The organism is Pseudomonas sp. PS01303, from assembly GCF_029959385.1.
GTDB lineage: Bacteria > Pseudomonadota > Gammaproteobacteria > Pseudomonadales > Pseudomonadaceae > Aquipseudomonas > Aquipseudomonas rustica.
Genome location: NZ_JASCPK010000014.1, coordinates 1 through 21,698, shown reverse-complemented (window position 1 = coordinate 21,698; position 21,698 = coordinate 1). Strand labels below are relative to the sequence as shown.

Here is a 21,698-nt window from a genome sequence, read left to right as displayed (position 1 = left end):
GAATTCTGAAAAGGGACCTTCGCGTCCCCTTTTTTAATCGATCTCACTTCGCGGCTTAGACTGAGACGGCCCGCGCCTCAATGTTATCCAGCGCTCCGTCCACCATCAAATGCACCCCATCCGCCATTCTGCTCAGCGCCAAGGCAACTGACCGGCGTGATCCGTCGATGTCATCGGCCAGATCTGCGGCGATGTCGCTGATGGATAGCAGGTCTTCCGATGCGTTGGCCAGCAGGGCTTCGGTGTCGACATCGTCGCAGATGTTAAAGAGGCTACCTTCGCGGCGTTTAGGCGGTTTTTTGGGGTGTGCGGGGAAGTAGTGAGCGAAGGCGCGTTCGGCGGCTTCTTTGTCGAGAGTTACTTCATCTACGGGTTCGGATGGGGTGATAGCTGCTGGGGCTTCGTGTGGTGAAGGAGTCATTGGGGTAAATCCTCTGGAGTTGGAAAAAGTTGCTCCGGAGTTCGGACTTGCACATCCGGTCACTGATTTTGCGGTGACGGATTTAGGTTAACGATGAACCTTCAACTCGCCTAGTTCACGCATGCCGCCGCGCTTTGCGGGAAATTTCCTAAGGAGTTGCAGGGGGGAAGATCAAAAGATCGCAGCCTTCGGCAGCTCCTACAGGGTTGTGTTTCGGCAGGTGTAGGAAAGGTGAAGGGTGAGACGCGGAGCGTCTCGGGATGCGTTCCCACGCGGAGCGGGGGAACGATCATGGGTGGAGCGCTGCATCGTGACTTGGTGGTCATCGTGCGGGAAATGGTCTGCATCATCTTCCAACAGCGTCAGATACTGGCGTTATCGTCCGAATCCCTTACACTGCCCCGGCCGTTCATTTTCCTTTTGAGGCTGTGCGCATGAAATTTCGTTTTCTTCTGTGGATGCTGGGTCTGTTGATGGGTAAGGCCAGTCGGACAAATCCTGCGTTCCAGCAGCAGTTGGGTGACAAGGATCTGGTGTTTCAGCTGCAGACGCTGGACGGGAAAGTGGCGCGGCATTTCGTGGTCAAGGATCAGCGCATCACCAGCAAGTCTGGCGTGGTGGCAGAGCCGGCGTTTGCGATTGCGTTTAAAGATGCGGGTTATGGCTTTGCCACGATGCAGGCGAAGAACAAGCAGCTGGCGTTTATGCAGGGGATTCAGGACAAGTCGATTCAGCTGAAGGGCAATCCGGCGCTGGTGATGTGGTTTCAGGGGTTGATGAAGTATTTGGTGCCGAGGAAGGCTAAGCCTAAGGCTTGAGACTTTGGTGACGCGGAGCCTCACGGGATGCATTCCCACGCGGAGCGTGGGAACGATCAGGGGCGGTCTGGTAGATTGAGTTGGATTTTTCGCGAGCAGGCTCGCTCCCACAGGGGGATTGTGTAAATCCTTGGGGGAGCGGGCCTGTTTTGTTTTAGCCCTGGCTGAATTGCGAGGCCAGTTCGCGCAGCAGGACTTCGGCTTCGAGGACTTTGCTGACGACGTCGTTGGCTTTTTCGCGGGTCAGGCCAACGCGTTCGAGCAGGGCGTCTGGAATGTCTTCATCCGGGCCCGAGCCAATCCCGCGTCCACGCAGCAATCGCACGGCCAGGCAGACGAGGTTCGGGTATTCGGCGTAGGCGCCGTCGTAGCTTGGGTCGTGTTGAAAGCGCAGCGCGGTGGCCAGTTCGTCCGGCATGTCCCAGTAGCGCATCAGCCACGAGCCGATCTGTTCACGGCTGATACCGAGCAGGTGTTGCTCGATGTAGCTGTGGCACAGGTGCGGGTTGACCTCCAGGTGGCGGCAGATCAGCGAGAAGTGCGGCGGGAACACGTGGGCCAGCAGCAGGTACCCGAAGTTGTGTAGCAGACCGGCGAGGTAGGTCAGGCCGGCTTCCGGGCGCTGGGCGCGCGGCATGGCGCGGGTCAGGCCTTCGATGACGGCGGCGGTGTAGATCGATTGCTGCCAGTACGGCGTCGAGTGTTGCGGATGGTCTTTTGGCAGGCTCAGGGTCTTGCCGAGGGCCAGACCCAGCGCGAGGTTGATCACCAGATCGAAACCTAGCACGCGGACGATCGCGTCTTCTACCGAGCGAATCTTGCCCGGCGAGGCGTAGTACGGCGACGCCGCCCAGCTCACCACTTGTGCGGCCAGCGCCGGGTCGGTTTCAACGACGCCGGTGATGTCGTCGATGGTGGCGTTGGGGTCGACGCGCAGCTTGATGATTTTTTGCGCGGTTTCGGCCAGCGGCGGAATCTCGATGGTCGCTTCCAGGCGCTGCTGAATGCGCCGTGCGGTGAACGCTTGCACGGCCTGGGTGATTTCCTCGCGGTCATCGTCCGGGCGGTCGAGGTTCGGGCGGATGCTGTTCAGCGCTTCGCCGAAGTTGGCGGCGCTGGCCTTGGTCAGCATGCTTTTGAAGGCTTCGCTGGTGATTTCCAGCAACACGCCCGGCTCGCCGGAGTTGATCAGCAGCTTAGGCTCGCGCAGCAGGCTTTCTTCGTAGAGGCACGGCGAACTGGTCAGTGCCGGCAGGCCTGGCAGCAGGCTCAGGCAGTGTTTGCCGAGCATCTTTTGCAGACGCTCGGTCGACACTGCGGTCAGGCGACGGCCCGTCAGTTCGGCGAGGCGATTGAGGTCGAGCAACTGGCTCTGCGGAAACAGCACCATCAGCGCGCCGACAGCGTCGTCCAGCAACACGGCTTGTACCTTGCGCGAGGCATTGAGGCCGTGGTGGTCGAGCACTTCTTCGTAGGCGATCCCGAGCTTGTCCAGCAACAGCCGAATGACAGACGGCGCGTGCGGGGATTCGGGGGCGAGAGCGGCTTCGGTCATGGTCTGTATCCGTTTTTGAAACAATGGCAGGAGTATAACCAGCTTGGTCAGAACGAGCTGTCAGAAACTGCGACGGTGCTCACACTTGGCCGTATTGCTGCCCGTGGCGCAACCAGCGGTCAAGCAACGGGCTGACGTGGGTCGGCCAGCGTTCCAGCAGCGCTTGCGCAGCATCACGAACGGCGGGTAACAAGTCGGCGTCGCGCATCAGATCCGCGACCTTGAATTGCAGCAGACCGGTCTGACGAGTGCCGAGCATTTCACCGGGGCCGCGCAGTTCGAGGTCTTTTTCGGCGATGACGAAACCGTCGTTGGTCTCACGCATGATCCCCAGACGCTGGCGACCGATCTGCGACAGCGGCGGATGGTAAAGCAGCACGCAATGGCTGGCGGCGCTGCCCCGACCGACACGTCCGCGTAACTGGTGCAATTGCGCGAGACCGAGGCGCTCGGGGTTTTCGATGATCATCAGGCTGGCGTTGGGTACGTCTACACCGACTTCGATCACCGTGGTCGCGACCAGCAGTTGCAGGTTACCGGCCTTGAACTCGGCCATGACGGCGGCCTTCTCGACGGGTTTCATGCGCCCGTGAATCAGCCCGACTTTCAACTCGCCGAGGGCGAGGGTGAGATCTTCAAAAGTGGTTTCGGCGGCCTGACAGGTCAGCTCTTCCGACTCTTCGATCAGCGTGCACACCCAATAGGCCTGACGGCCCTCGGCGCAGGCACCGCGCACGCGTTCGATGACTTCGACGCGGCGGGTGTCGGTGACCAGCACGGTGTTGACCGGGGTTCGACCGGGCGGCAGTTCGTCGAGGATCGAGGTGTCGAGGTCGGCGTAGGCGCTCATCGCCAGCGTTCGTGGAATCGGCGTCGCGGTCATGATCAGTTGATGCGGACACATGCGCCCACCGACGCCTTTCTGCCGCAGCGCCAGACGTTGCTGCACACCGAAGCGATGCTGTTCGTCGATGATCACCAGCGCCAGATTCTTGAATTTCACTTCGTCCTGGAACAGCGCGTGGGTGCCGACCACCATCGGCGTGCCGCTGGCGATCTGCTCCAGCGCGGCGACGCGGTTCTTGCCCTTGAGCTTGCCGGCCAGCCACGCCACTTCGATGCCCAGCGGTTCGAGCCAGCGCTTGAAGGTGATGAAGTGTTGTTCGGCGAGAATTTCGGTCGGCGCCATCAGCGCGACTTGATAACCGGCTTCCAGCGCTTGCAGAGCGGCGAGGGCGGCGACCACGGTTTTACCCGCGCCGACGTCACCCTGAATCAGCCGCAGCATCGGTTCATGTTGGCTGAGGTCGTAGGCGATTTCGTTGCCGACGCGCTGTTGGGCGCCGGTCGGGTTGAAGCCAAGATTCGCCAGATATTTCGGCGGCAACTTTTTCGCTTTCGGCATCGCTGGCGCGCGCAAAGAACGCATGCTTTCGCGCAGACGTTGTTGCGACAGTTGATGCGTCAGCAGCTCTTCGAAGGCCAGACGATGCTGCGCCCAGTGATGACCGAGGGCGAGTTCGTCGACGTCGGCATCGGCGGGCGGGTTGTGCAGGTAGCGGATCGCGTCGGCCAGCGGCGCCAGTTGATAGTCGCGCGCCAGTTCGGTCGGCAGCCAGTCGGGCAGGGTGTCGGGCTTGAGCATCGTCAGCGTCTGCATGCACAGCTGACGCAGGCGCGCTTGGGTCAGGCCTTCGGTCAGCGGGTAAACCGGGGTCAGGGTTTCATCCACTGGCGGTGGTTCGTCGCCGGTGATCGCGCGATATTCCGGGTGGTAGATTTCCAGGCCTGAGGCGCCGGGCCGGGCTTCGCCGTAGCAGCGAATCCGCGTGCCGCGCTTGAGCCCTTCTTTCTGCGCGTTGCTGAAATGGTAAAAGCGCAGACTGAGCCCGCCGGTGCCGTCCTGCATGCGCACGACGAGGCTGCGGCGGCGGCCCATGACCACGTCGGCGCCGCTGACGGTACCTTCGACCACGGCGTCCTGACCCGGTCGCAAATGGCCGATCGGCACCACGCGGGTGCGATCCTGATAACGCAGCGGCAGGTGAAACAACACGTCCTGGAGATTCTCCAGACCGACCTTGGCCAATTTCTCGGCCATGGCTTCACCGACACCCTTGAGTGCCGTCACCGACACTTGCGACAGCTCAGTCATGACGCTCGCTTAACCGGCCGTAACCGGTGTCGCTGGCTTGGCCACCGAGCACAGGCGAATGGAGTCGGCGAGGATTTCGATGGCTTTCGGCCGTGGGAAACTCGCACGCCAGGCGATGGCCACGGTGCGGAACGGCACCGGTGGCGACAGCGGACGCACTGCGATCACGCCGGGGGCGTAGTGATGGCTGTCAACAGCCGACAACGGCAGGATCGAGATACCCAGACCGGACGCAACCATATGGCGAATGGTTTCCAGCGAACTGGATTCGACCGTGGTGTGCTTGGCGCCGTCGTTGCCCTTGGTCAGGGTCGGGCAGGCTTCCAGCACTTGATCACGGAAGCAGTGACCTTCACCAAGCAGCAGCAGGCTCTTGTCGTTGAGCAGGCCGGCGTCGATGGATTCTTTTTTCGTCCACGGGTGCTGGGCCGGCATGAGCACGTAGAACGGCTCGTCGTACAGCGGCAGGGTCAGCACGTCGGCTTCGTTGAACGGCAGGGCGATGATGATCGCGTCGAGTTCGCCGTTGCGCAGTTTGTCGCGCAGCACGTGGGTGAAGTTTTCTTCGATGTACAACGGCATCTGCGGGGCGACCCGGTGCAGTTGTGGAATCAGGTGCGGGAACAGGTACGGGCCGACGGTGTAGATCGCGCCGACTTTCAGCGGTGCGGTCAGCTGATTCTTGCCGGCCTGGGCCAGTTCGCGGATGCCTTGGGCTTGCTCAAGAACTTTCTGCGCCTGGGCGACGATGCCTTCGCCGACCGGGGTCACGCGCACGGCGCTCTTGCTGCGCTCGAAAATCAGCACACCGAGTTCGTCTTCAAGTTTCTTCACGCCCACCGATAGGGTCGGCTGGCTGACGTGGCATTTCTCGGCCGCGTGGCCGAAATGCTGCTCTTGGGCGAGGGTAACGATGTAGCGTAATTCTGTGAGGGTCATAGCAAAGCGTCCATGAAGATGCGGGCCAAGCATACCGGCTGCAATCGATAGACGCACGTTATCAGACTGAGGGCGACATGCGACACCGGGCAATGTCGGTTTGCCGCTGGCAGATATGCAAAAGGCACCTTTCGGTGCCTTTTGGGCTTTGCGCTGACCTTGTAGGAGCCGAGCTTGCTCGCGAAGGCGGCGTGTCAGTCAGTACATCTTTCTCTGACACATCGCTTTCGCGAGCAAGCTCAGCTCCTACAGACCGCGTTAACGGCGGCGTTCGAGGGAGTAAACAAACGGTGCAACAATTTCAATCGAGCCGTTGTTCAGCATGTCAGCCGGTGGCTTTGGCAGCGGTTGTGCGCGGCGAATCATTTCCAGGGTAGCCCGGTCAAGATCAGCGTTGCCAGAGCGGCCCACCAGTTCGAACGACAGCACGTTACCTTCGGCATCCACCACGAAACGCAGACGGTTCAAGCCTTCCTTGCCGCGTGCCTGAGCACTGGCCGGGTACTTTTTGTACTTGGCCAAATGCGCGAGCAGGGTGCCTTGCCAGCTGGCTTTGGCAGCCATCTGGGCCGGCGACGGGCCTGGCGCAGGCTGGGCGGATTTCTCCGTCGGTGCCTGAGTCGGCTGGGTGTCGGCCGGTTTTTCCTCGGAAGGTTTCTCCTTCGGCGGATCGGGCAGCTTCTTCTCGACCGGCTTCGGCGGTTTAGGCTTGGGCTTCGGTTTAGGTTTCTGCACCGCGATTTCAGCTTTCGGGGCTTCGGCCAGTTTCGGAATCGGCAACTCTTCAACCGGAGCCGGTGGCTGCGGCGGTGTGACGACTTTCGGCGGAGCAGGCGGTGGCGGGGCCGGAACCGGGGCCAGCTCGACCATCATTGCCTGCGGCGGCAATTCGATGGGCGGGCGGGCGGTCCAGTTCAGCGCCAGCGCGATGGCCAGCGCATGAACGCCCAGCACCACGGCCAGGCTACCGCTGTAACGCGTCAGCTTATGGCGCGTCGTGATCATTTCTTGGCTGCCGTCTCAAGTCCTACCAGGCCGACCTTCAGGTAACCGGCGGAACGCAGGTTATCCATCACGCTCATCAGGTCGCCGTAATCCACGCCTTTGTCAGCCTGGAAGAAGATGGTGGTGTCTTTCTTGCCCTTGGTTCTGGCGTCGAGGGTGGCGCCCAGTGCTTCGGGCTTCACTTCGTCTTCGCCGAGGAACAGGCGCTGATCAGCTTTTACGCTGAGGAACACCGGTTTCTCTGGCCGCGGCGCCGGTTTGGCGGTCGAGGCAGGCAGGTCGACTTTGATGTCCACAGTGGCCAACGGAGCGGCCACCATGAAGATGATCAACAGCACCAGCATCACGTCGATAAACGGCGTGACGTTGATTTCGTGGTTCTCGGCCAGATCGTCGTCTGCGCCTTCTTTCAAATGCAGGCCCATGGCCGATTACCCCACTTTAACCATGTGCGGCTGCGAGCTGCGCTCAGGCTGGTGGTCGAGGTCGCGGCTGACCAGCAACAGGACTTCTGCCGAAGCATCGGAAACCTGCGCCTTGTAACCGGCGATCGAGCGGGCGAAGACGTTGTAGATCACAACCGCTGGAATCGCTGCAACCAGACCCAGTGCGGTGGCCAGCAGGGCTTCAGCAATACCCGGTGCCACAACGGCGAGGTTGGTGGTCTGGGTTTTGGCGATGCCGATGAAGGAGTTCATGATGCCCCACACGGTACCGAACAGACCGACAAACGGCGCGGTGGAACCGATGGTGGCGAGGACGCCGGTGCCGCTGCTCATGTTGCGACCGCAGGCTGCAACCAGACGCTCAAGACGGAAGCTGACGCGTTCCTTGATGCCTTCTTTCTCGCGGCTGTTGACCGACAGGCGCATCTCTTCCAGTGCGTCGTGCACCAGCAGGTTGGCGAGGGTGCCTTCCTTGCCGGCCGTGGCGCTGGCTTCTTTAAGGGTGGTGGCTTTCTTCAGGGCAGCGATTTCGCCACGCAGACGACGCTTGGCGCCCATCAGCTCAAAGCCTTTGGCGATCCAGATGGTCCAGGTGATGATGGAAGCGATGGCCAGACCGATCATCACGATTTTCACGATGATGTCGGCGTTCTGGTACATGCCCCACGGCGACAGGTCGTGGGCCATGCCCAGCGTGTTGTCGGCTTCGAGAACTTCAGGAACGTCGGCAGCGTCTACCGCTTGCACTGGATCGGTTGCAGTCGGTGCGGCAGCCGGGGCGGTGGCAGGCGCGTCAGCAGCAGGAGCGTGCTGTTCGGTCGCGGCCGGTGCGGCCGGTGCGGCTGGCGCTTGCGCGTCGGCGAAGGCGGCGGTCGGTGCCAGCATCAGGCTGAGCAGCAGAGCCGCCACTGCGCTCCAGGCGCGAGGTCGTTGGGTTGGCGAAGCGGGGATTTGATTACGTGTCATGCTGGCCGGACCTGAGATAGAAAAACGATGATGCTCTTCCAGGCCTCGTGAGGCCGAGAACAAAAGTGGCAGGCATTATTGCAAGTAATTCTTGTTAACAAAAGTAATAGAGTATCTTTTTTTCCTTGATTGCTAGCCGCTCGTCACTCGCCGGGCCTAGTCTGTCGCTTTCCGATGGGAGTTTTCTGATGTCTGCGCCTTCTGTTCTGATTGCCGGTTGTGGCGATATTGGTAGTCGTCTGGCCACGCAATTGCTGGCCGCTGGCTGGGAAGTCCATGGCTTGCGCCGCGATGTGTCACGTTTGCCTGAGGGTGTCATTGGTGTTGCCGGGGATCTCTTTAATGAAGATTGCCCGGACACTTGGCCGATCGGTGCGGTGGATTACCTGGTGTATTGCGCTGCTGCGACCAATCACGATGAAGCCGGGTACCGCGCGGCTTATGTGCAGGGTTTGCAGAATGTGTTGAGCTGGCTGGATGACTATGGCCAGGTGCCGGAGCGGCTGTTGTTTGTATCCAGCAGCAGTGTTTATGGGCAGATGGATGGCGAGTGGGTGGACGAAACCTCGGCGACAGTGGCCAGCGGTTTCTCCGGACGGTTGATGCTTGAGGCTGAGCAAGTCGCGCTCAAAAGCGGTATCCCGGCGAGCATCCTGCGCCTGACCGGTATTTACGGCCCTGGCCGCGAGCGTCTGCTGACGCAAGTTCGCGAGGGTTATCGCGTCGCCGTCGAGCCACCGCTGTATGGCAATCGCATTCACGCGGACGACGCGGCGGGTCTGCTGAAGTTTTTGCTCGAGGCGGATCGGCAGGGGACTGCGCTGGAGAACATCTACATCGGCGTCGACAATGCACCGGCACCGTTGGCCGAAGTGGTCGACTGGTTGCGCGAGTATCTGGGTGTGACCGAGTGGGCGGCAGAGGCGAGCGTGCGGCGCACGGGCAGCAAGCGCTGCAGCAATGCCCGGGCAAAGGCCCTCGGCTGGACGCCAACATACCCAAGCTACCGCGAAGGCTACGCCGCGATCCTCGAAGGTAAATGCTGACGGCGTAACACCACAAACCACTGTGGGAACCGATCCCCTGTGGCGAGGGGATTTATCCCCGATGGGTCGCGCAGCGGCCCCAAATCCTGCAATCGCGGTTGATCAGATAAACCGCGTACAAAGGTTTTGCGACTGCTTCGCAGCCGATCGGGGATAAATCCCCTCACCACAGAGGTTCCCACCTTGGATATTCAGTGGTTTCAGAAGGTGATTACTGTTTTTCCAGCAACCACTTGCGAGCACCCGGTGTGAACTGCGGCTGTTCATCCGCCAGCGCCGAGTTCACTGCTTGCAGGATTTCCAGCTCTTTGCCCTTGCGCACAAAGATCCAGTTATTGCCCTGACCGTTCTGTTGCAGCCACATGCTGTCGTTGCCGTTGCTCATCGACGCGCAATCGCCCGCCAGGCACAGCGCATATCGATCGGCACCCGGCAAACCGGATACCTGGCCATCGGCCTGGAACTGTACGGTGGCGCCTTCGCCTTCACCGCTGGTGATTTTCCAGCTGCCGCCCATGTAGGCGGAATACAGCGCACGCTCGAAACTCGCACCAATCGGCGCGCCTTCCGGTACCGGAATCGGTGCGCGATCGAACAGTTGCTCGGGTTCGTTATCGCCGGCGGCCTGTTGCAGTTGGCTGCCGTCGCGTTTCAGTGCGCTGGCGGAGCTGCCATAGAAGTCGACTTTCCAGGTGCCGGACTCTTCGCCGAGCAGCCGTCCTTCGACGTTCTCAAAACCGTTGGTGTAGCGGGCCTGACTGGCCTTGGTGTTGACGTCCCACTCAAGGTTCGGGCCGTAAGCCTGAAGTGCTTCGCGCAGGGGGCCGCCCTTGGCTGCAGCATTGATCGCCACCTGATTGATCCAGGTGCCGCTGATGTCACGGTCGGCAGGGTTGCTGGCGCAGCCGCCGAGGAGGAGGGCGAGCAGCGGAAGAGCTAGCGCTTTGCGCATGGTGGAATCCTTTCAAAACCTTTTCTTGCAGAGCAGTCGGCGCGGCGTTTGAAGGCCGCGCCGTGCGCATCACTCGATGACCAGAATGGCATCCATTTCAACCTGCGAACCCTTTGGCAGGGCAGCAACGCCGATGGCGGCGCGGGCCGGGTACGGCTGGTCGAAGTATTTGCCCATGATCTCGTTGACCTTGGCGAAGTGGCTCAGGTCGGTGAGGAAGATGTTCAGTTTGACGATGTCTTTGAACGAACCACCAGCGGCTTCGGCCACGGCTTTGAGGTTCTCGAACACCTGGACGGTCTGGGCTTCGAAGCCTTCAACCAGTTCCATGGTTTTTGGGTCCAGAGGAATCTGACCCGACATGTAAACAGTGTTGCCGGCCTTGATCGCCTGGGAGTAAGTACCGATGGCGGCCGGGGCCTTGTCGCTGGTGATAACAGTCTTGGTCATGTAGGACTCCTTGTTAGGGTTGCGTTATGCACGCATGCGGGTGATGCGGATCACCCCGGTCAAGGCGCGCAGTTTCTTGATCACGCGGGCCAGGTGCACTCGGTCGTGGACGCTGACCACCAACTGGACAACGCTGATGCGACCATCGCGTTCGTCCATGCTGATTTTCTCGATATTGCCGTCGGCTGCGTTGACGCTGCTGGCCAGCAGAGCGATCAGGCCGCGCTGGTGTTCCAGCTCGACGCGCAGTTCGACGTTGAATTCGCCGGTGACATCCTTGGCCCACGAGAGCTGGATGCATTTTTCCGGGTTGTGCCGTATTTCGCTGATATTGCGGCAGTTGTCGAGGTGCACGACCATGCCTTTGCCCGCCGACAGGTGCCCGACAATCGGGTCGCCCGGGATCGGCGTGCAGCACTTGGCGTAGCTCAGCACCAGACCTTCGGTGCCGCGAATCGCCAGCGGGCCTTCCGGGCTTGGCAACTGTTCGCCTTCGCCGAGCAGGCGGCGGGCGACGACGTAGGCCATGCGGTTGCCCAGGCCAATGTCTTCAAGCAAATCTTCGATCAGTTCGAGGCGGTACTCGGTGAGCATCGCTTTGACGCGTTCGGCCTGGACTTTCTCCAGCGAACTGTCGAAACCGTTGAGCACCTTGTTCAGCAGGCGTTCGCCGAGGCTGATGGACTCGGAACGGCGCTGCAGTTTCAGCGCATGGCGGATGTGCGTACGCGCCTTGCCGGTCACCACGAAATTCAGCCATGCCGGATTTGGACGAGCGCCGGGTGCGCTGACGATCTCGACCGTGGAGCCGCTTTGCAGCGGTTCGGACAGCGGTGCGAGACGACGGTTGATCCGGCAGGCGATGCAGCTGTTGCCGACGTCGGTGTGTACCGCGTAAGCAAAGTCGACCGCCGTGGAGCCTTTCGGCAGCTCCATGATCCGGCCTTTCGGCGTGAACACGTAGACCTCGTCCGGGAACAGGTCGATCTTCACGCTCTCGATGAACTCCAGCGAGTTGCCGGCACGTTGCTGCATTTCCAGCACGCCTTTTACCCACTGACGGGCGCGGGCGTGAGTGCCTTTCGGCTGCTCGTCACCACTGGATTTGTACAGCCAATGGGCGGCGATGCCGTTGTTGGCCATCTCTTCCATTTCGCGGGTACGGATCTGAATCTCGATCGGTACACCGTGCATGCCGAACAGCGTGGTATGCAGCGACTGATAGCCGTTGGCTTTAGGGATCGCGATGTAATCCTTGAAGCGCCCCGGCAACGGTTTGTACAAATTATGTACAGCGCCTAGCACGCGGTAGCAGGTATCGACCTTGTCGACGATGATCCGGAACGCGTAGACGTCCATGATCTCGTTGAAGGCCCGACGCTTGCCGCGCATTTTCTTGTAGATGCCGTAGAGGTGTTTCTGACGACCGCTGACTTCGCCCAGGATGCCGTCGATAGCGAGGCAATGGCCAAGGGATTCTTCGATCTTGTTGACGATTTCCTTGCGGTTGCCCCGGGCGCGTTTGACCGCCTGGTAGATCCGCGCGGAACGCATCGGGTGCATGGCCTTGAAGCCGAGGTCTTCGAATTCGATGCGGATCGCATGCATGCCCAGCCGGTTGGCGATGGGCGCGTAGATTTCGAGGGTTTCCTTGGCGATCCGCCGGCGTTTTTCGCCGGACAGCACTTCCAGCGTGCGCATGTTGTGCAGGCGGTCGGCGAGTTTGACCAGGATCACGCGAATGTCGCGCGCCATGGCCATGGCCATTTTCTGGAAGTTTTCGGCCTGGGCTTCGGCCTTGGTCTCGAAATTCATCTGGGTCAGTTTGCTGACCCCGTCGACCAGTTCGGCGACGGTTTCACCGAACTGCGCTTGCAGCGCTTCTTTGGCGATACCGGTGTCTTCGATCACGTCATGCAGCATCGCGGCCATCAGGCTCTGATGATCCATGTGCATGTCGGCAAGAATATTGGCCACGGCAAGAGGATGCGTGACGTACGCCTCGCCGCTGCGACGGCGTTGACCGTCATGGGCTTGTTCGGCGTAGAAATACGCTCGGCGGACCAGGTTGACCTGGTCGTTGCCGAGGTAGGTCGATAAGCGATCGGCGAGGGCGTCTATGCTCGGCATGATGATTCCTGCCGTAAGCTGTGATCCCGCGCCGTGCTACGTCGACCAGGCATAGGCTTAGACGGCCTCGTTGGACTCGTCCTCGAACGCTGCGAACAGCGGCTCATCCTGGACGATTTCTTGCTCGGCGATGAACTCGTAGCTCATCAGGCCTTCAGCGATTTCACGCAGCGCTACAACGGTAGGCTTGTCGTTTTCCCACTGAACCAGTGGCTCTTTGCCGCCGGTGGCCAGTTGACGGGCACGTTTGGTAGAGAGCATGACCAGCTCAAAACGGTTTTCCACGTGGTTCAGGCAGTCTTCAACGGTTACGCGGGCCATGGTATTCCTCGGAGCGAATGCAATATGCGCGCTGCCCGGTTGGGCGAGCGGACTCAACAGTTTAAAAAATCACCAGCGATTAGGGAAGCGCTGATTTTTTAACCAAGCCCTTCAACGCGCTGCAAGTGCCAATGTAAAGCGCTTGCAGGCCTTTTGGGAAGTGCTGATTAACCGAGCAATTCGGCCAGCAATTTGCCGTGAAGCTGTTGCTGACGCTTCTGAATTAGCTGATTGGCGCGGAAAATCGCCTTCAGATCGTCCAGCGCGTGGGCGAAATCGTCGTTGATGATCAGGTAGTCGTAGTCGACGTAGTGGCTCATTTCGCTGACCGCTTCACGCATGCGGCCGTCGATGATTTCGTCGCTGTCCTGACCACGGTTGGTCAAACGCGAATGCAGTGCTTGCAGCGACGGCGGCAGAATGAAGATCGAGCGTGCCTGCGGCATCAGCTTGCGCACTTGCTCGGCGCCTTGCCAGTCGATCTCCAGAATCAGGTCGTGACCCGCGTCGAGGGTTTGCTGCAGATGGCTTTGCGAGGTGCCGTAGAGGTTGCCGAAAACCTCGGCGCGCTCAAGGAAATCGCCGTGTTCGCCCATCTTCACAAACGCTTCGCGCGTCACGAAGTGATAGTTCACGCCGTCGACTTCGCCCGGACGCATGGCGCGGGTGGTGTGCGAAACCGAAACGCGGATCTCCGCGTTGGCGTCGGTCAAAGCCTTGACCAGACTGCTCTTGCCCGCGCCCGAAGGGGCGGAAATGATGTACAGGGTGCCGGTGCTGTGGGTCATGTCGGGGTTGCCTTACTCAATATTCTGCACTTGTTCGCGCATCTGCTCGATCAACACCTTGAGGTTGACGGCGGCTTGGGTGCTGCGCGGATCGAAGGCCTTGGAGCCCAATGTGTTGGCTTCGCGGTTGAGCTCCTGCATCAGGAAGTCCAGGCGACGCCCGGCTGCACCGCCGGACTTGAGCACCCGGCGCACTTCGATGATGTGGGTGCTCAGGCGATCCAGTTCTTCGGCCACGTCGCTCTTTTGCGCGAGGATGACCATTTCCTGTTCCAGACGCTGCGGATCCAGCTCGGCCTTCATGTCGGCGAAGCGGTCGAGGACTTTCTGGCGTTGGGTCGCGAGCATCTGCGGCACCAGTTCACGCAGGGTCACGACGTCTGCTTCGATCGATGTCAGGCGCTCGTTGATCAACCGGGCCAGCTCCGCGCCTTCGCGCTCGCGACCCGCCTTCAACTCTTTCAGACCTTGATTGAACAGGGCCAGCGCTTCGGCGTTCAGCGCCTGTGGATCGGTTGCATCGCCGACCAGCACGCCAGGCCAGGCCAGGACTTCCAGCGGGTTCAGCGCTGCCGGGTTTTTGATCAGACCAGCGATGGTTTCAGCGGCAGCAACCAGTTGCGCGGCGCGCTCGCGGTCGATTTGCAGCGCTTTGCCGGTGCTTTCTTCGGTGAAACGCAGGGTGCATTCCAGTTTGCCCCGCGACAGGCCCTGACGCAGCGCTTCACGCACCGCGCCTTCGAGGTCGCGAAAGGTTTCCGGCAAGCGCAGGTGCGGTTCCAGATAGCGACTGTTGACCGAGCGCAGTTCCCAGCTCAGGGTGCCCTGTACGCCGGCTTTCTCGACGCGGGCGAAGGCGGTCATGCTGTGCACCATGGCGGTAACCTCGCAATGCAGATCGGCGCGAAACCTGGGTTCCGCAAGCGCGATATCAATGAATTTATGCCGACTGGCAGCAAAGGCGCAGGATTGTAGCGCAGTGCGGCGAATGCGCCCAAACACACGGTGTGACAAAGGGCTGCAGCCCGTCGGTAATGCGTGTTTCAGGGCCTTCGGTCGTCGGCTCGAATTTTTAACCCGTGCCCAGTCGCGGTGCACCACTCTATAATGCTCGGCAGTTTTCCGTCCTCAGTACAGGTATCTCCTATGAAACGTCCAAGTGGTCGCGCTGCCGATCAGCTCCGCTCGATCCGCATTACCCGCAATTACACCAAACACGCCGAAGGATCGGTGCTGGTCGAATTCGGTGATACCAAAGTCATCTGCACCGTCAGCGTCGAAAACGGCGTGCCGCGTTTCCTCAAAGGTCAGGGCCAGGGTTGGTTGACCGCCGAGTACGGCATGCTGCCGCGCGCCACTGGCGAGCGTAACCAGCGTGAAGCGAGCCGTGGCAAGCAGGGCGGTCGCACTCTGGAAATCCAGCGCCTGATCGGCCGTTCCCTGCGCGCTGCGCTGGACATGTCCATGCTGGGCGACGTCACCCTGTACGTCGACTGCGACGTGATCCAGGCTGACGGCGGCACCCGCACTGCATCCATCACCGGCGCCATGGTTGCTCTGGTTGATGCGCTGAAAGTAATCAAGAAGCGCGGCGGCCTGAAGGGCGGCGACCCGCTCAAGCAAATGATCGGCGCGGTATCGGTCGGCATGTATCAGGGCGAAGCGGTACTGGATCTGGACTATCTTGAAGATTCCGCTGCCGAGACCGACCTCAACGTCGTGATGACCAGCACCGGTGGTTTCATCGAAGTGCAGGGCACCGCTGAAGGCGCGCCGTTCCAGCCGGAAGACCTCAACGCCATGCTGGAACTGGCCAAGCAAGGCATGAACGAGATTTTCGAACTGCAGAAGGCCGCACTGGCTGACTGAGCAGGTTCATAACCGCAAGGAGAGTGCGATGAGTGACGAGCAAGCGCTGCTGCCCAAACCGAGCCAGGAGGTTCGCCAATGGGCGATGTTTTGTCACTTGTCCGCTTTGCTGGGGATCTGGATTCCGTTCGGCAACCTGATCGGGCCGTTGATTCTCTGGCAGATGAAGCGTGAAAAGGATCCGTTTATCGATGCCCAGGGCAAAGAGGCGCTGAATTTTCAGATCACCGTGGCGATTGCGTCGTTGATCTGCTTCCTGCTGATGCTGCTGCTCATTGGCTTCGTCCTGATCGTGATACTGGGCATCGGCGCACTGGTGCTGACGATCATTGCCGGGGTGAAGGCCAACGAAGGCTATCCGTACCGGTATCCGTTTACCTGGCGGTTGATCAAGTAGGCTCGCGGGCCTGACAGGCGGAGTGCGCAATGGCTCAGCCGGTCTTTCCTTCTATCGAGCAGCAGACCGAGGAATGGCGGATGAAACCCGCCGCCGTGCTGACGGATCTGCAATCGACCGGCGCTGCGGTGTTCCGCTGGCAGCGTTCATCCACAGACAGCTATCACTTTGAACGTACTGAACCGCGTGAGCATGTTTTGCTCAGCGTGATGCTTGCGCCCATGCAATCGCGTGCCGCTGTTGGCGGCCGGCAGGTGTGGGATGGGCAGATTCACAGTGGTCAGGTGCGATTGCTGCAGCCCAGCCAATCCGCGAGCTGGGACACTCGTAGCGCTTTCGACATCCTTCATGTGCATTTGCCAATGCCGGCGTTGACCGCTGCGGCGCAGGAGCAAGGATTGAGCTTCGCCGGATTTCGCGGAACGCATCAGCCGCTGTATCAAAACGACAGAGTGGCTCATTTGCTGGCCCGGCAATTGGCGCTGTCCATCGGTGACAACAGTCGGGGCGCCCGTGAGCAGGCGGATCTAAGCGTTCAGGTATTGATTGCTCATTTATTGAACAGTTATGAGCTTTCGAGCACCCAGCCAAGAGTTGCCAGCCAAGGCCTGATGGATGCCTTGCGCTACATCGAGCGTCACTCCTGCGAAAAGCTCTGCATTGCCCGGTTGGCGGCAATTGCGGCGATGAGTGAATTCCACTTCGCTCGCGAATTCAAACGCGCCTTTGGCACTTCACCGCATGCCCATGTACTGGTTGTGCGCCTGCAACGGGCGCGCAACGCTTTGGAAAACTCCGCCAAGACTATTTTGGAAATTGCCCTGGAATCCGGGTTTGCCGACTCCAGCCATTTCGCCCGAGTCTTTCGTAAAGCCTATGGCATCAGCCCGACGGATTTTCGCCAGTCCCGGTAAAACTCGTGAGCAAGAAAGTACCGGCAATTGAGCAAGGATCGGCGCGACGTCAGCTCTGCCCTCGTTGAACACTGTCCGCACTTCAACGACACGGAGCCAGCCAATGGCACACCTCGGACACGCTGTGCGCGACTATCGCCTGCAACTCATGTACTCGCTGATGGATCGCGAAGGCTTTGATGCTTTGATGTTCACCCAGGCCGACTTCTTCCAGTTTGCGACCAACTTCAATACCGACGTCGAGACGTGGGAACGGCCGATTCTGTGCGTCGTACCGAGGAACGGCGCGCCGTTTGTGATCGCTCATGAGCTATCGACGCATCATTGGCGTTTCACCAAAGAAGCCGGGCATCTTTGGATCGAGGATGCACGTTTTTATGCCGAGCATCCGCGTGTGCAAAATCGCCTGCCCTTGGTCAGTCAGTGGAGTGAGCTGGTCGCACAATCTTTGCGCGATGCCGGGCTGCATCGGTCGCGCATTGGCGTCGACGCGATCACGGCGCCGTTGGCTCGCGTCGGTACTTTGCTGCCATCGTTGGTGCTGCAAAACGCGACCGAAGAGTGCCGCACGTTGCGGCTAGTCAAGCATGCCGAAGAGATCCAACTGATGCGCGAAGCCTGTGCGTTGACGGATTGGTTGCAGGATCGCTACCGGGAAAACATCCGCCCCGGACGATTGGTGCAGGAGCTGGACATGAGCATGGCGGCACTGTTTGTCGAAGAAGCGGCCAATCGATTCCCCGGAGAGGATGTGCAGTGCATCGAGTTTTTCACCCTGTCCGGCCCGGCGAGCTGTGCACCCCACGGCGATGGTCGGCAGTGCGGCGCGCGGATCGAGAAGGGTCATGGTCTGGTGAACATCATCATTCCGCGTATCAACGGTCTGATCATCGAGAACGAGCGCACCTGGTTTTGCGGCAAGCCATCGGCGCGGCAGGTTCAGTTGTATGAGGCGGCACGGGAAGCCAATGAGGCGGCGTGCGAAGCGGCGGTGACGGGCAATCCGGTTTGCGCGATTGATGCGGCGGCTCAAGGGGTTTTCGAGCGGCATGGAGTGGCGGACTTGATCATCCATCGCACCGGCCATGGACTTGGGCTGGTCGGCCATGAGTTTCCCCACGACATGGCGTTCAACACGCGTGCGCTGATGGGTGGCGAAGTGTATTCGGCTGAGCCGGGGATTTTTCAGTGGGGGCTGGGTGGCTTTCGGATCGACGACACGGTGGTGATTGGCGACACGCCAGACATCCTGACGCGCGCGCCCCGAGACATCTCCAGTCAGACAATTCTCTGATTAATAAAAATGCCCGTGTTTCACCTACGGGCATTTACATGAATGCAACGGGATTAGTTTCTTTGGGATGTAGGAATAATCTATTGCCGATGAATGGTAGTCATCTAGTTATATATTTTTCGCTCTTACATGTTTAGTCACAACTGCACTGCCTTGGTGCTGGCTCCGTCCTTGGCATCGACGATGGACGATTGTTAAAGTTGCCCGGCGTTATGTTTCTCTTGAAATATTTCGATATATTCAAGCCATCGAAGGTTCTTGAATTCCACAGCAATCAGTGTTGAGACAATCAGCCGATTCACGGCGCGCGCTCAGGAAAAGAGCTCGTCCCTGAATATAGCCAAGAATAATCAAAATGATTCAGCTCGATTTTTACGGAACACTCGTGGCCGCTTCCTTAGTACTTTTGCTGGGGCGTGGTTTAGTTACTCGCGTTGGATTTCTGCGCAATTACAATATTCCCGAACCGGTTGCCGGGGGTCTGGTAGTCGCATTGGTTCTGTTGTTAATGCGAACGCTGGATATTGAAGTGCGCTTCGATACTTCGCTGCAAACGCCTTTGATGTTGGCGTTCTTTGCCACCATTGGTTTGAGTGCAGACTTCGCCAGCCTGAGAAAGGGCGGGCGCGTGGTGGGGATATTTCTGTTGGCGGTCGCCGGGCTGCTGGTGGTGCAGAACGCGATGGGCATCGGCCTCGCGACAATGCTCGGGCTTGACCCGCTGATGGGCCTACTCACCGGTTCGATCACTCTGGCGGGCGGTCACGGTACGGGCGCTGCGTGGGGCACGGTGTTCAGTGAGAAATACGGTTTGGCTTCTGCCTCTGAACTGGCGATCGCCTCGGCGACTTTTGGTCTGGTGCTGGGCGGTTTGATTGGTGGGCCGGTGGCTCGCCTGTTGATCAAACGGGTTGAGGTGCCCGGTTGCCAGAATCAGCAAGCGCCACGGCTCCCCAAGGGTTTTGAACAGCCGAACAAAGAGCGCTCGATAACGCCGTTTTCATTTATCGAAACACTCGCCCTGATCGCGGTTAGCCTGCTGGTCGGCAATCTGCTGAACGGTTGGCTGCAAGGCAGTGCGCTCGAGTTGCCGACCTTTGTTTGTGTGCTGTTTGTCGGTGTGTTGCTGCGCAACGGCCTCTCGGCGCTGGGCCTGTATCAGGTGTTCGAGCGTGAAGTGTCGGTGCTGGGCAATGTCAGCCTGTCGCTGTTCTTGGCGATTGCCTTGATGTCGCTGAAGCTGTGGGATCTGGCGGCGCTGGCGTTGCCGATCTTCATCATTCTGGCAGTGCAGACATTGGTCATGGCGCTGTTTGCGATTTTCGTGACGTTCCGCATGATGGGCCGCAACTACGATGCGGCGGTGCTGGCCGCAGGGCATTGCGGTTTTGGTCTCGGTGCCACGCCGACGGCGATCGCCAACATGCAGGCGGTGACGCAGCGTTACGGGCCTTCGCAGATTGCGTTTCTGGTGGTGCCGATGGTTGGTGCGTTCTTCATCGACATCATTAACGTCATCGTGATCAAGCTGTACCTGGCCCTGCCGATGTTTGTCGCGCTCTGAGGTTCAGCCCGCTTTAGGCTGGCGCACAAAAAATGCCCGTATCTCGCGATACGGGCATTTTTTTGACTGCGAAACGACGCTTAGATGGTCAGCGTCCAGTCGTAGTCGACGATCAGCGGCGCGTGCTGCGAGAACCGTGGCTGACGTGGCAGGCGTGCGCTGCGTACAAAGCGGCGCAGGCCCGGGGTCAGGATCTGGTAGTCGAAGCGCCAGCCCAGATTGAGCATCTCGGCCTGCTCGTTGTCCGGCCACCAGCTGTACTGGTCGCCTTCACGGCTGACTTCGCGCAGGGCATCGACATAACCCATGTTGCCGACAATCTCGTCCATCCAGGCGCGTTCCGGCGCCAGGAAGCCCGGGGATTGCTGGCTGTCGCGCCAGTTCTTGATGTCGAGCTTCTGCTGCGCCACGTACAGCGAGCCACAATAAATGTACTCGCGGCGTTTGCGTCGCTGTTTGTCCAGGTACTTGCCGAAGTCGTCCATGAGCTTGAACTTCTGGTTCAAGTCCTCATCGCCGTTCATCCCCGAGGGGAGCAGCAAGGTGGCAATACTGACTTTGTCGAAATCTGCTTGCAGGTAGCGCCCGTAGCGGTCGGCCGTCTCGAAACCGAGACCGCTGATGACAGCCTTCGGTTGCAACCGCGAATACAAAGCCACGCCGCCTTGGGCAGGGACTTCAGCATCGCAGGCATAAAGGAAGTAGCCATCCAGTTGGAAGGCTGGGTCATCCAGTTCAAAGGCGGAGGCACGGGTGTCCTGCAGGCAGATGACGTCGGCATTCTGAGCTTGCAGCCAACTGAGCAAACCGCGCTCGACTGCCGCCTGAATACCATTGACGTTCACACTGATGATCCGCATAAATGGCCCCAAAAATCGCGTGCGTGTATGATACACGGCGTCAAGCTAATTAGCTAAATCCGTGGTATTTGGGGTTTTTTTCATGCAAGCGTATCAGCGCGATTTCATTCGTTTTGCCATCGATCGCGGCGTTTTGCGCTTCGGTGAGTTCACCCTGAAGTCCGGGCGCACCAGTCCTTACTTCTTCAACGCCGGCCTGTTCAACTCGGGCTCGGCCCTGGCGCAACTGGGGCGTTTCTACGCTGCAGCCATCGCCGAAAGCGGCATTCCCTTCGACGTTCTGTTCGGCCCGGCCTACAAAGGCATCCCGCTGGCGGCCACCACCGCCGTCGCATTGGCCGAGCATCACGACCGTGACCTGCCATGGTGCTTCAACCGCAAGGAAGCCAAGGCCCACGGCGAAGGCGGCAGCCTGGTTGGCGCGCCGCTGACCGGCGACGTGCTGATCATCGACGACGTGATCACCGCTGGCACCGCGATCCGTGAAGTGATGCAAATCATTGCTTCGCAGGACGGCGCCAAGGCTGCCGGCGTGCTGATCGCGCTGAACCGTCAGGAGCGTGGCAATGGCGAGTTGTCGGCGATTCAGGAAGTCGAGCGTGATTTCGGCATTCCGGTGATCAGCATTGTTTCGCTGAATCAGGTGCTGGAGTTCCTGGCTGACGATCCACAGCTCAAGCAGCACTTGCCGGCCGTGGAAGCGTACCGCGCCCAGTTTGGCGTCTGATACGACATCATTCTGTAGGAGCTGCCGAAGGCTGCGATCTTTTGATCTTAAAAACAGAATCAAAAGATCGCAGCCTTCGGC

General features: G+C 59.8%; 22 protein-coding genes. 8 read left to right on the top strand and 14 right to left on the bottom strand.

From position 1 onward, the window contains the following. Positions 1–55: 55 nt before the first annotated feature. Positions 56–421, bottom strand: a complete 366-nt coding sequence (locus QMX93_RS07280; RefSeq protein ID WP_282354116.1) for a DUF6124 family protein — start codon at positions 419–421, stop codon at positions 56–58. 434 nt (positions 422–855) lie between these two features. Between QMX93_RS07280 and QMX93_RS07275 the strand changes: the two genes are divergently transcribed. Beyond that, positions 856–1,239, top strand: coding sequence for a helicase (locus QMX93_RS07275; protein WP_212545352.1), 384 nt, complete (start codon positions 856–858; stop codon positions 1,237–1,239). A gap of 154 nt (positions 1,240–1,393) precedes the next feature. Here the strand turns inward: QMX93_RS07275 and QMX93_RS07270 are convergent, their stop codons facing one another. The 6 genes from QMX93_RS07270 to exbB form a co-directional block, all read right to left on the bottom strand. Continuing rightward, a complete protein-coding gene (locus tag QMX93_RS07270) occupies positions 1,394–2,794 on the bottom strand; it encodes an aminoacyl-tRNA deacylase and HDOD domain-containing protein (RefSeq protein ID WP_282354112.1) in 1,401 nt (466 codons plus the stop codon). A gap of 79 nt (positions 2,795–2,873) precedes the next feature. Further along, positions 2,874–4,949, bottom strand: a complete 2,076-nt coding sequence (gene recG / locus QMX93_RS07265; RefSeq protein ID WP_053125064.1) for an ATP-dependent DNA helicase RecG — start codon at positions 4,947–4,949, stop codon at positions 2,874–2,876. Between the two features lie 9 nt (positions 4,950–4,958). Beyond that, the gene (locus tag QMX93_RS07260; RefSeq protein ID WP_282354110.1) at positions 4,959–5,888 is read right to left on the bottom strand and encodes a hydrogen peroxide-inducible genes activator; all 930 of its coding nucleotides are present in this window, start codon (positions 5,886–5,888) and stop codon (positions 4,959–4,961) included. A gap of 258 nt (positions 5,889–6,146) precedes the next feature. Next, entirely contained in the window at positions 6,147–6,893 is a 747-nt protein-coding gene (locus QMX93_RS07255; RefSeq protein ID WP_038359287.1) for an energy transducer TonB, read from the bottom strand. Then, positions 6,890–7,318: a TonB system transport protein ExbD gene (exbD, locus tag QMX93_RS07250; RefSeq protein WP_053125060.1), complete on the bottom strand. Its 429-nt coding sequence runs from the start codon at positions 7,316–7,318 to the stop codon at positions 6,890–6,892. Before exbD ends, QMX93_RS07255 begins: the two co-directional genes overlap by 4 nt. Positions 7,319–7,324: 6 nt before the next feature. Further along, positions 7,325–8,305, bottom strand: a complete 981-nt coding sequence (gene exbB / locus QMX93_RS07245; RefSeq protein WP_282354102.1) for a tonB-system energizer ExbB — start codon at positions 8,303–8,305, stop codon at positions 7,325–7,327. A gap of 188 nt (positions 8,306–8,493) precedes the next feature. On the opposite strand from exbB, the gene QMX93_RS07240 reads away from it, so the two are divergent. Continuing rightward, a complete protein-coding gene (locus QMX93_RS07240; protein WP_053125056.1) occupies positions 8,494–9,351 on the top strand; it encodes an SDR family oxidoreductase in 858 nt (285 codons plus the stop codon). A gap of 211 nt (positions 9,352–9,562) precedes the next feature. Here QMX93_RS07240 and QMX93_RS07235 read toward each other — a convergent pair whose 3' ends face one another. From QMX93_RS07235 to QMX93_RS07210, 6 genes are all read right to left on the bottom strand, one after another. Further along, the gene (locus tag QMX93_RS07235; protein WP_159814951.1) at positions 9,563–10,303 is read right to left on the bottom strand and encodes a hypothetical protein; all 741 of its coding nucleotides are present in this window, start codon (positions 10,301–10,303) and stop codon (positions 9,563–9,565) included. A 69-nt stretch (positions 10,304–10,372) separates the two neighbouring features. After that, a complete protein-coding gene (locus tag QMX93_RS07230) occupies positions 10,373–10,753 on the bottom strand; it encodes a RidA family protein (RefSeq protein WP_003229509.1) in 381 nt (126 codons plus the stop codon). A gap of 24 nt (positions 10,754–10,777) precedes the next feature. Beyond that, a complete protein-coding gene (spoT, locus tag QMX93_RS07225; protein WP_282354098.1) occupies positions 10,778–12,883 on the bottom strand; it encodes a bifunctional GTP diphosphokinase/guanosine-3',5'-bis pyrophosphate 3'-pyrophosphohydrolase in 2,106 nt (701 codons plus the stop codon). Positions 12,884–12,940: 57 nt separating this feature from the next. Further along, positions 12,941–13,204 (bottom strand): DNA-directed RNA polymerase subunit omega, encoded by a 264-nt coding sequence (gene rpoZ / locus QMX93_RS07220; protein WP_016985812.1) that lies wholly within the window; start codon positions 13,202–13,204, stop codon positions 12,941–12,943. Positions 13,205–13,371: 167 nt separating this feature from the next. Beyond that, complete coding sequence (gene gmk / locus QMX93_RS07215; protein ID WP_053125052.1) at positions 13,372–13,992, bottom strand: guanylate kinase; 621 nt, start codon at positions 13,990–13,992, stop codon at positions 13,372–13,374. Between the two features lie 12 nt (positions 13,993–14,004). Continuing rightward, complete coding sequence (locus tag QMX93_RS07210) at positions 14,005–14,868, bottom strand: YicC/YloC family endoribonuclease (protein ID WP_053125050.1); 864 nt, start codon at positions 14,866–14,868, stop codon at positions 14,005–14,007. A gap of 270 nt (positions 14,869–15,138) precedes the next feature. On the opposite strand from QMX93_RS07210, the gene rph reads away from it, so the two are divergent. From rph to gltS, 5 genes are all read left to right on the top strand, one after another. Then, complete coding sequence (gene rph / locus QMX93_RS07205) at positions 15,139–15,861, top strand: ribonuclease PH (RefSeq protein ID WP_282354093.1); 723 nt, start codon at positions 15,139–15,141, stop codon at positions 15,859–15,861. Positions 15,862–15,889: 28 nt separating this feature from the next. Further along, positions 15,890–16,258: a DUF4870 domain-containing protein gene (locus tag QMX93_RS07200; RefSeq protein WP_053125048.1), complete on the top strand. Its 369-nt coding sequence runs from the start codon at positions 15,890–15,892 to the stop codon at positions 16,256–16,258. Between the two features lie 29 nt (positions 16,259–16,287). After that, on the top strand, positions 16,288–17,172 hold the full coding sequence (locus QMX93_RS07195; RefSeq protein ID WP_282354089.1) for an AraC family transcriptional regulator: 885 nt from the start codon (positions 16,288–16,290) through the stop codon (positions 17,170–17,172). Between the two features lie 103 nt (positions 17,173–17,275). Further along, the gene (locus QMX93_RS07190) at positions 17,276–18,466 is read left to right on the top strand and encodes a Xaa-Pro peptidase family protein (RefSeq protein ID WP_282354087.1); all 1,191 of its coding nucleotides are present in this window, start codon (positions 17,276–17,278) and stop codon (positions 18,464–18,466) included. Positions 18,467–18,821: 355 nt separating this feature from the next. Further along, positions 18,822–20,030, top strand: coding sequence for a sodium/glutamate symporter (gene gltS / locus QMX93_RS07185; protein WP_282354085.1), 1,209 nt, complete (start codon positions 18,822–18,824; stop codon positions 20,028–20,030). A gap of 80 nt (positions 20,031–20,110) precedes the next feature. Here the strand turns inward: gltS and QMX93_RS07180 are convergent, their stop codons facing one another. Beyond that, positions 20,111–20,890, bottom strand: coding sequence for an exodeoxyribonuclease III (locus QMX93_RS07180; RefSeq protein WP_007920349.1), 780 nt, complete (start codon positions 20,888–20,890; stop codon positions 20,111–20,113). Between the two features lie 82 nt (positions 20,891–20,972). Here QMX93_RS07180 and pyrE point away from each other — a divergent pair, with 82 nt between their 5' ends. Then, positions 20,973–21,617 (top strand): orotate phosphoribosyltransferase, encoded by a 645-nt coding sequence (gene pyrE / locus QMX93_RS07175; protein ID WP_008078597.1) that lies wholly within the window; start codon positions 20,973–20,975, stop codon positions 21,615–21,617. Positions 21,618–21,698 lie beyond the last annotated feature (81 nt).

Bases quoted from the DNA above. Each gene is read 5' to 3' on its own strand.
- QMX93_RS07280 (WP_282354116.1), bottom strand. From the start codon at position 421: ATGACTCCTTCACCACACGAAGCCCCAGCAGCTATCACCCCATCCGAA.
- QMX93_RS07275 (WP_212545352.1), top strand. From the start codon at position 856: ATGAAATTTCGTTTTCTTCTGTGGATGCTGGGTCTGTTGATGGGTAAG.
- QMX93_RS07270 (WP_282354112.1), bottom strand. From the start codon at position 2,794: ATGACCGAAGCCGCTCTCGCCCCCGAATCCCCGCACGCGCCGTCTGTC.
- recG (WP_053125064.1), bottom strand. From the start codon at position 4,949: ATGACTGAGCTGTCGCAAGTGTCGGTGACGGCACTCAAGGGTGTCGGT.
- QMX93_RS07260 (WP_282354110.1), bottom strand. From the start codon at position 5,888: ATGACCCTCACAGAATTACGCTACATCGTTACCCTCGCCCAAGAGCAG.
- QMX93_RS07255 (WP_038359287.1), bottom strand. From the start codon at position 6,893: ATGATCACGACGCGCCATAAGCTGACGCGTTACAGCGGTAGCCTGGCC.
- exbD (WP_053125060.1), bottom strand. From the start codon at position 7,318: ATGGGCCTGCATTTGAAAGAAGGCGCAGACGACGATCTGGCCGAGAAC.
- exbB (WP_282354102.1), bottom strand. From the start codon at position 8,305: ATGACACGTAATCAAATCCCCGCTTCGCCAACCCAACGACCTCGCGCC.
- QMX93_RS07240 (WP_053125056.1), top strand. From the start codon at position 8,494: ATGTCTGCGCCTTCTGTTCTGATTGCCGGTTGTGGCGATATTGGTAGT.
- QMX93_RS07235 (WP_159814951.1), bottom strand. From the start codon at position 10,303: ATGCGCAAAGCGCTAGCTCTTCCGCTGCTCGCCCTCCTCCTCGGCGGC.
- QMX93_RS07230 (WP_003229509.1), bottom strand. From the start codon at position 10,753: ATGACCAAGACTGTTATCACCAGCGACAAGGCCCCGGCCGCCATCGGT.
- spoT (WP_282354098.1), bottom strand. From the start codon at position 12,883: ATGCCGAGCATAGACGCCCTCGCCGATCGCTTATCGACCTACCTCGGC.
- rpoZ (WP_016985812.1), bottom strand. From the start codon at position 13,204: ATGGCCCGCGTAACCGTTGAAGACTGCCTGAACCACGTGGAAAACCGT.
- gmk (WP_053125052.1), bottom strand. From the start codon at position 13,992: ATGACCCACAGCACCGGCACCCTGTACATCATTTCCGCCCCTTCGGGC.
- QMX93_RS07210 (WP_053125050.1), bottom strand. From the start codon at position 14,868: ATGGTGCACAGCATGACCGCCTTCGCCCGCGTCGAGAAAGCCGGCGTA.
- rph (WP_282354093.1), top strand. From the start codon at position 15,139: ATGAAACGTCCAAGTGGTCGCGCTGCCGATCAGCTCCGCTCGATCCGC.
- QMX93_RS07200 (WP_053125048.1), top strand. From the start codon at position 15,890: ATGAGTGACGAGCAAGCGCTGCTGCCCAAACCGAGCCAGGAGGTTCGC.
- QMX93_RS07195 (WP_282354089.1), top strand. From the start codon at position 16,288: ATGGCTCAGCCGGTCTTTCCTTCTATCGAGCAGCAGACCGAGGAATGG.
- QMX93_RS07190 (WP_282354087.1), top strand. From the start codon at position 17,276: ATGGCACACCTCGGACACGCTGTGCGCGACTATCGCCTGCAACTCATG.
- gltS (WP_282354085.1), top strand. From the start codon at position 18,822: ATGATTCAGCTCGATTTTTACGGAACACTCGTGGCCGCTTCCTTAGTA.
- QMX93_RS07180 (WP_007920349.1), bottom strand. From the start codon at position 20,890: ATGCGGATCATCAGTGTGAACGTCAATGGTATTCAGGCGGCAGTCGAG.
- pyrE (WP_008078597.1), top strand. From the start codon at position 20,973: ATGCAAGCGTATCAGCGCGATTTCATTCGTTTTGCCATCGATCGCGGC.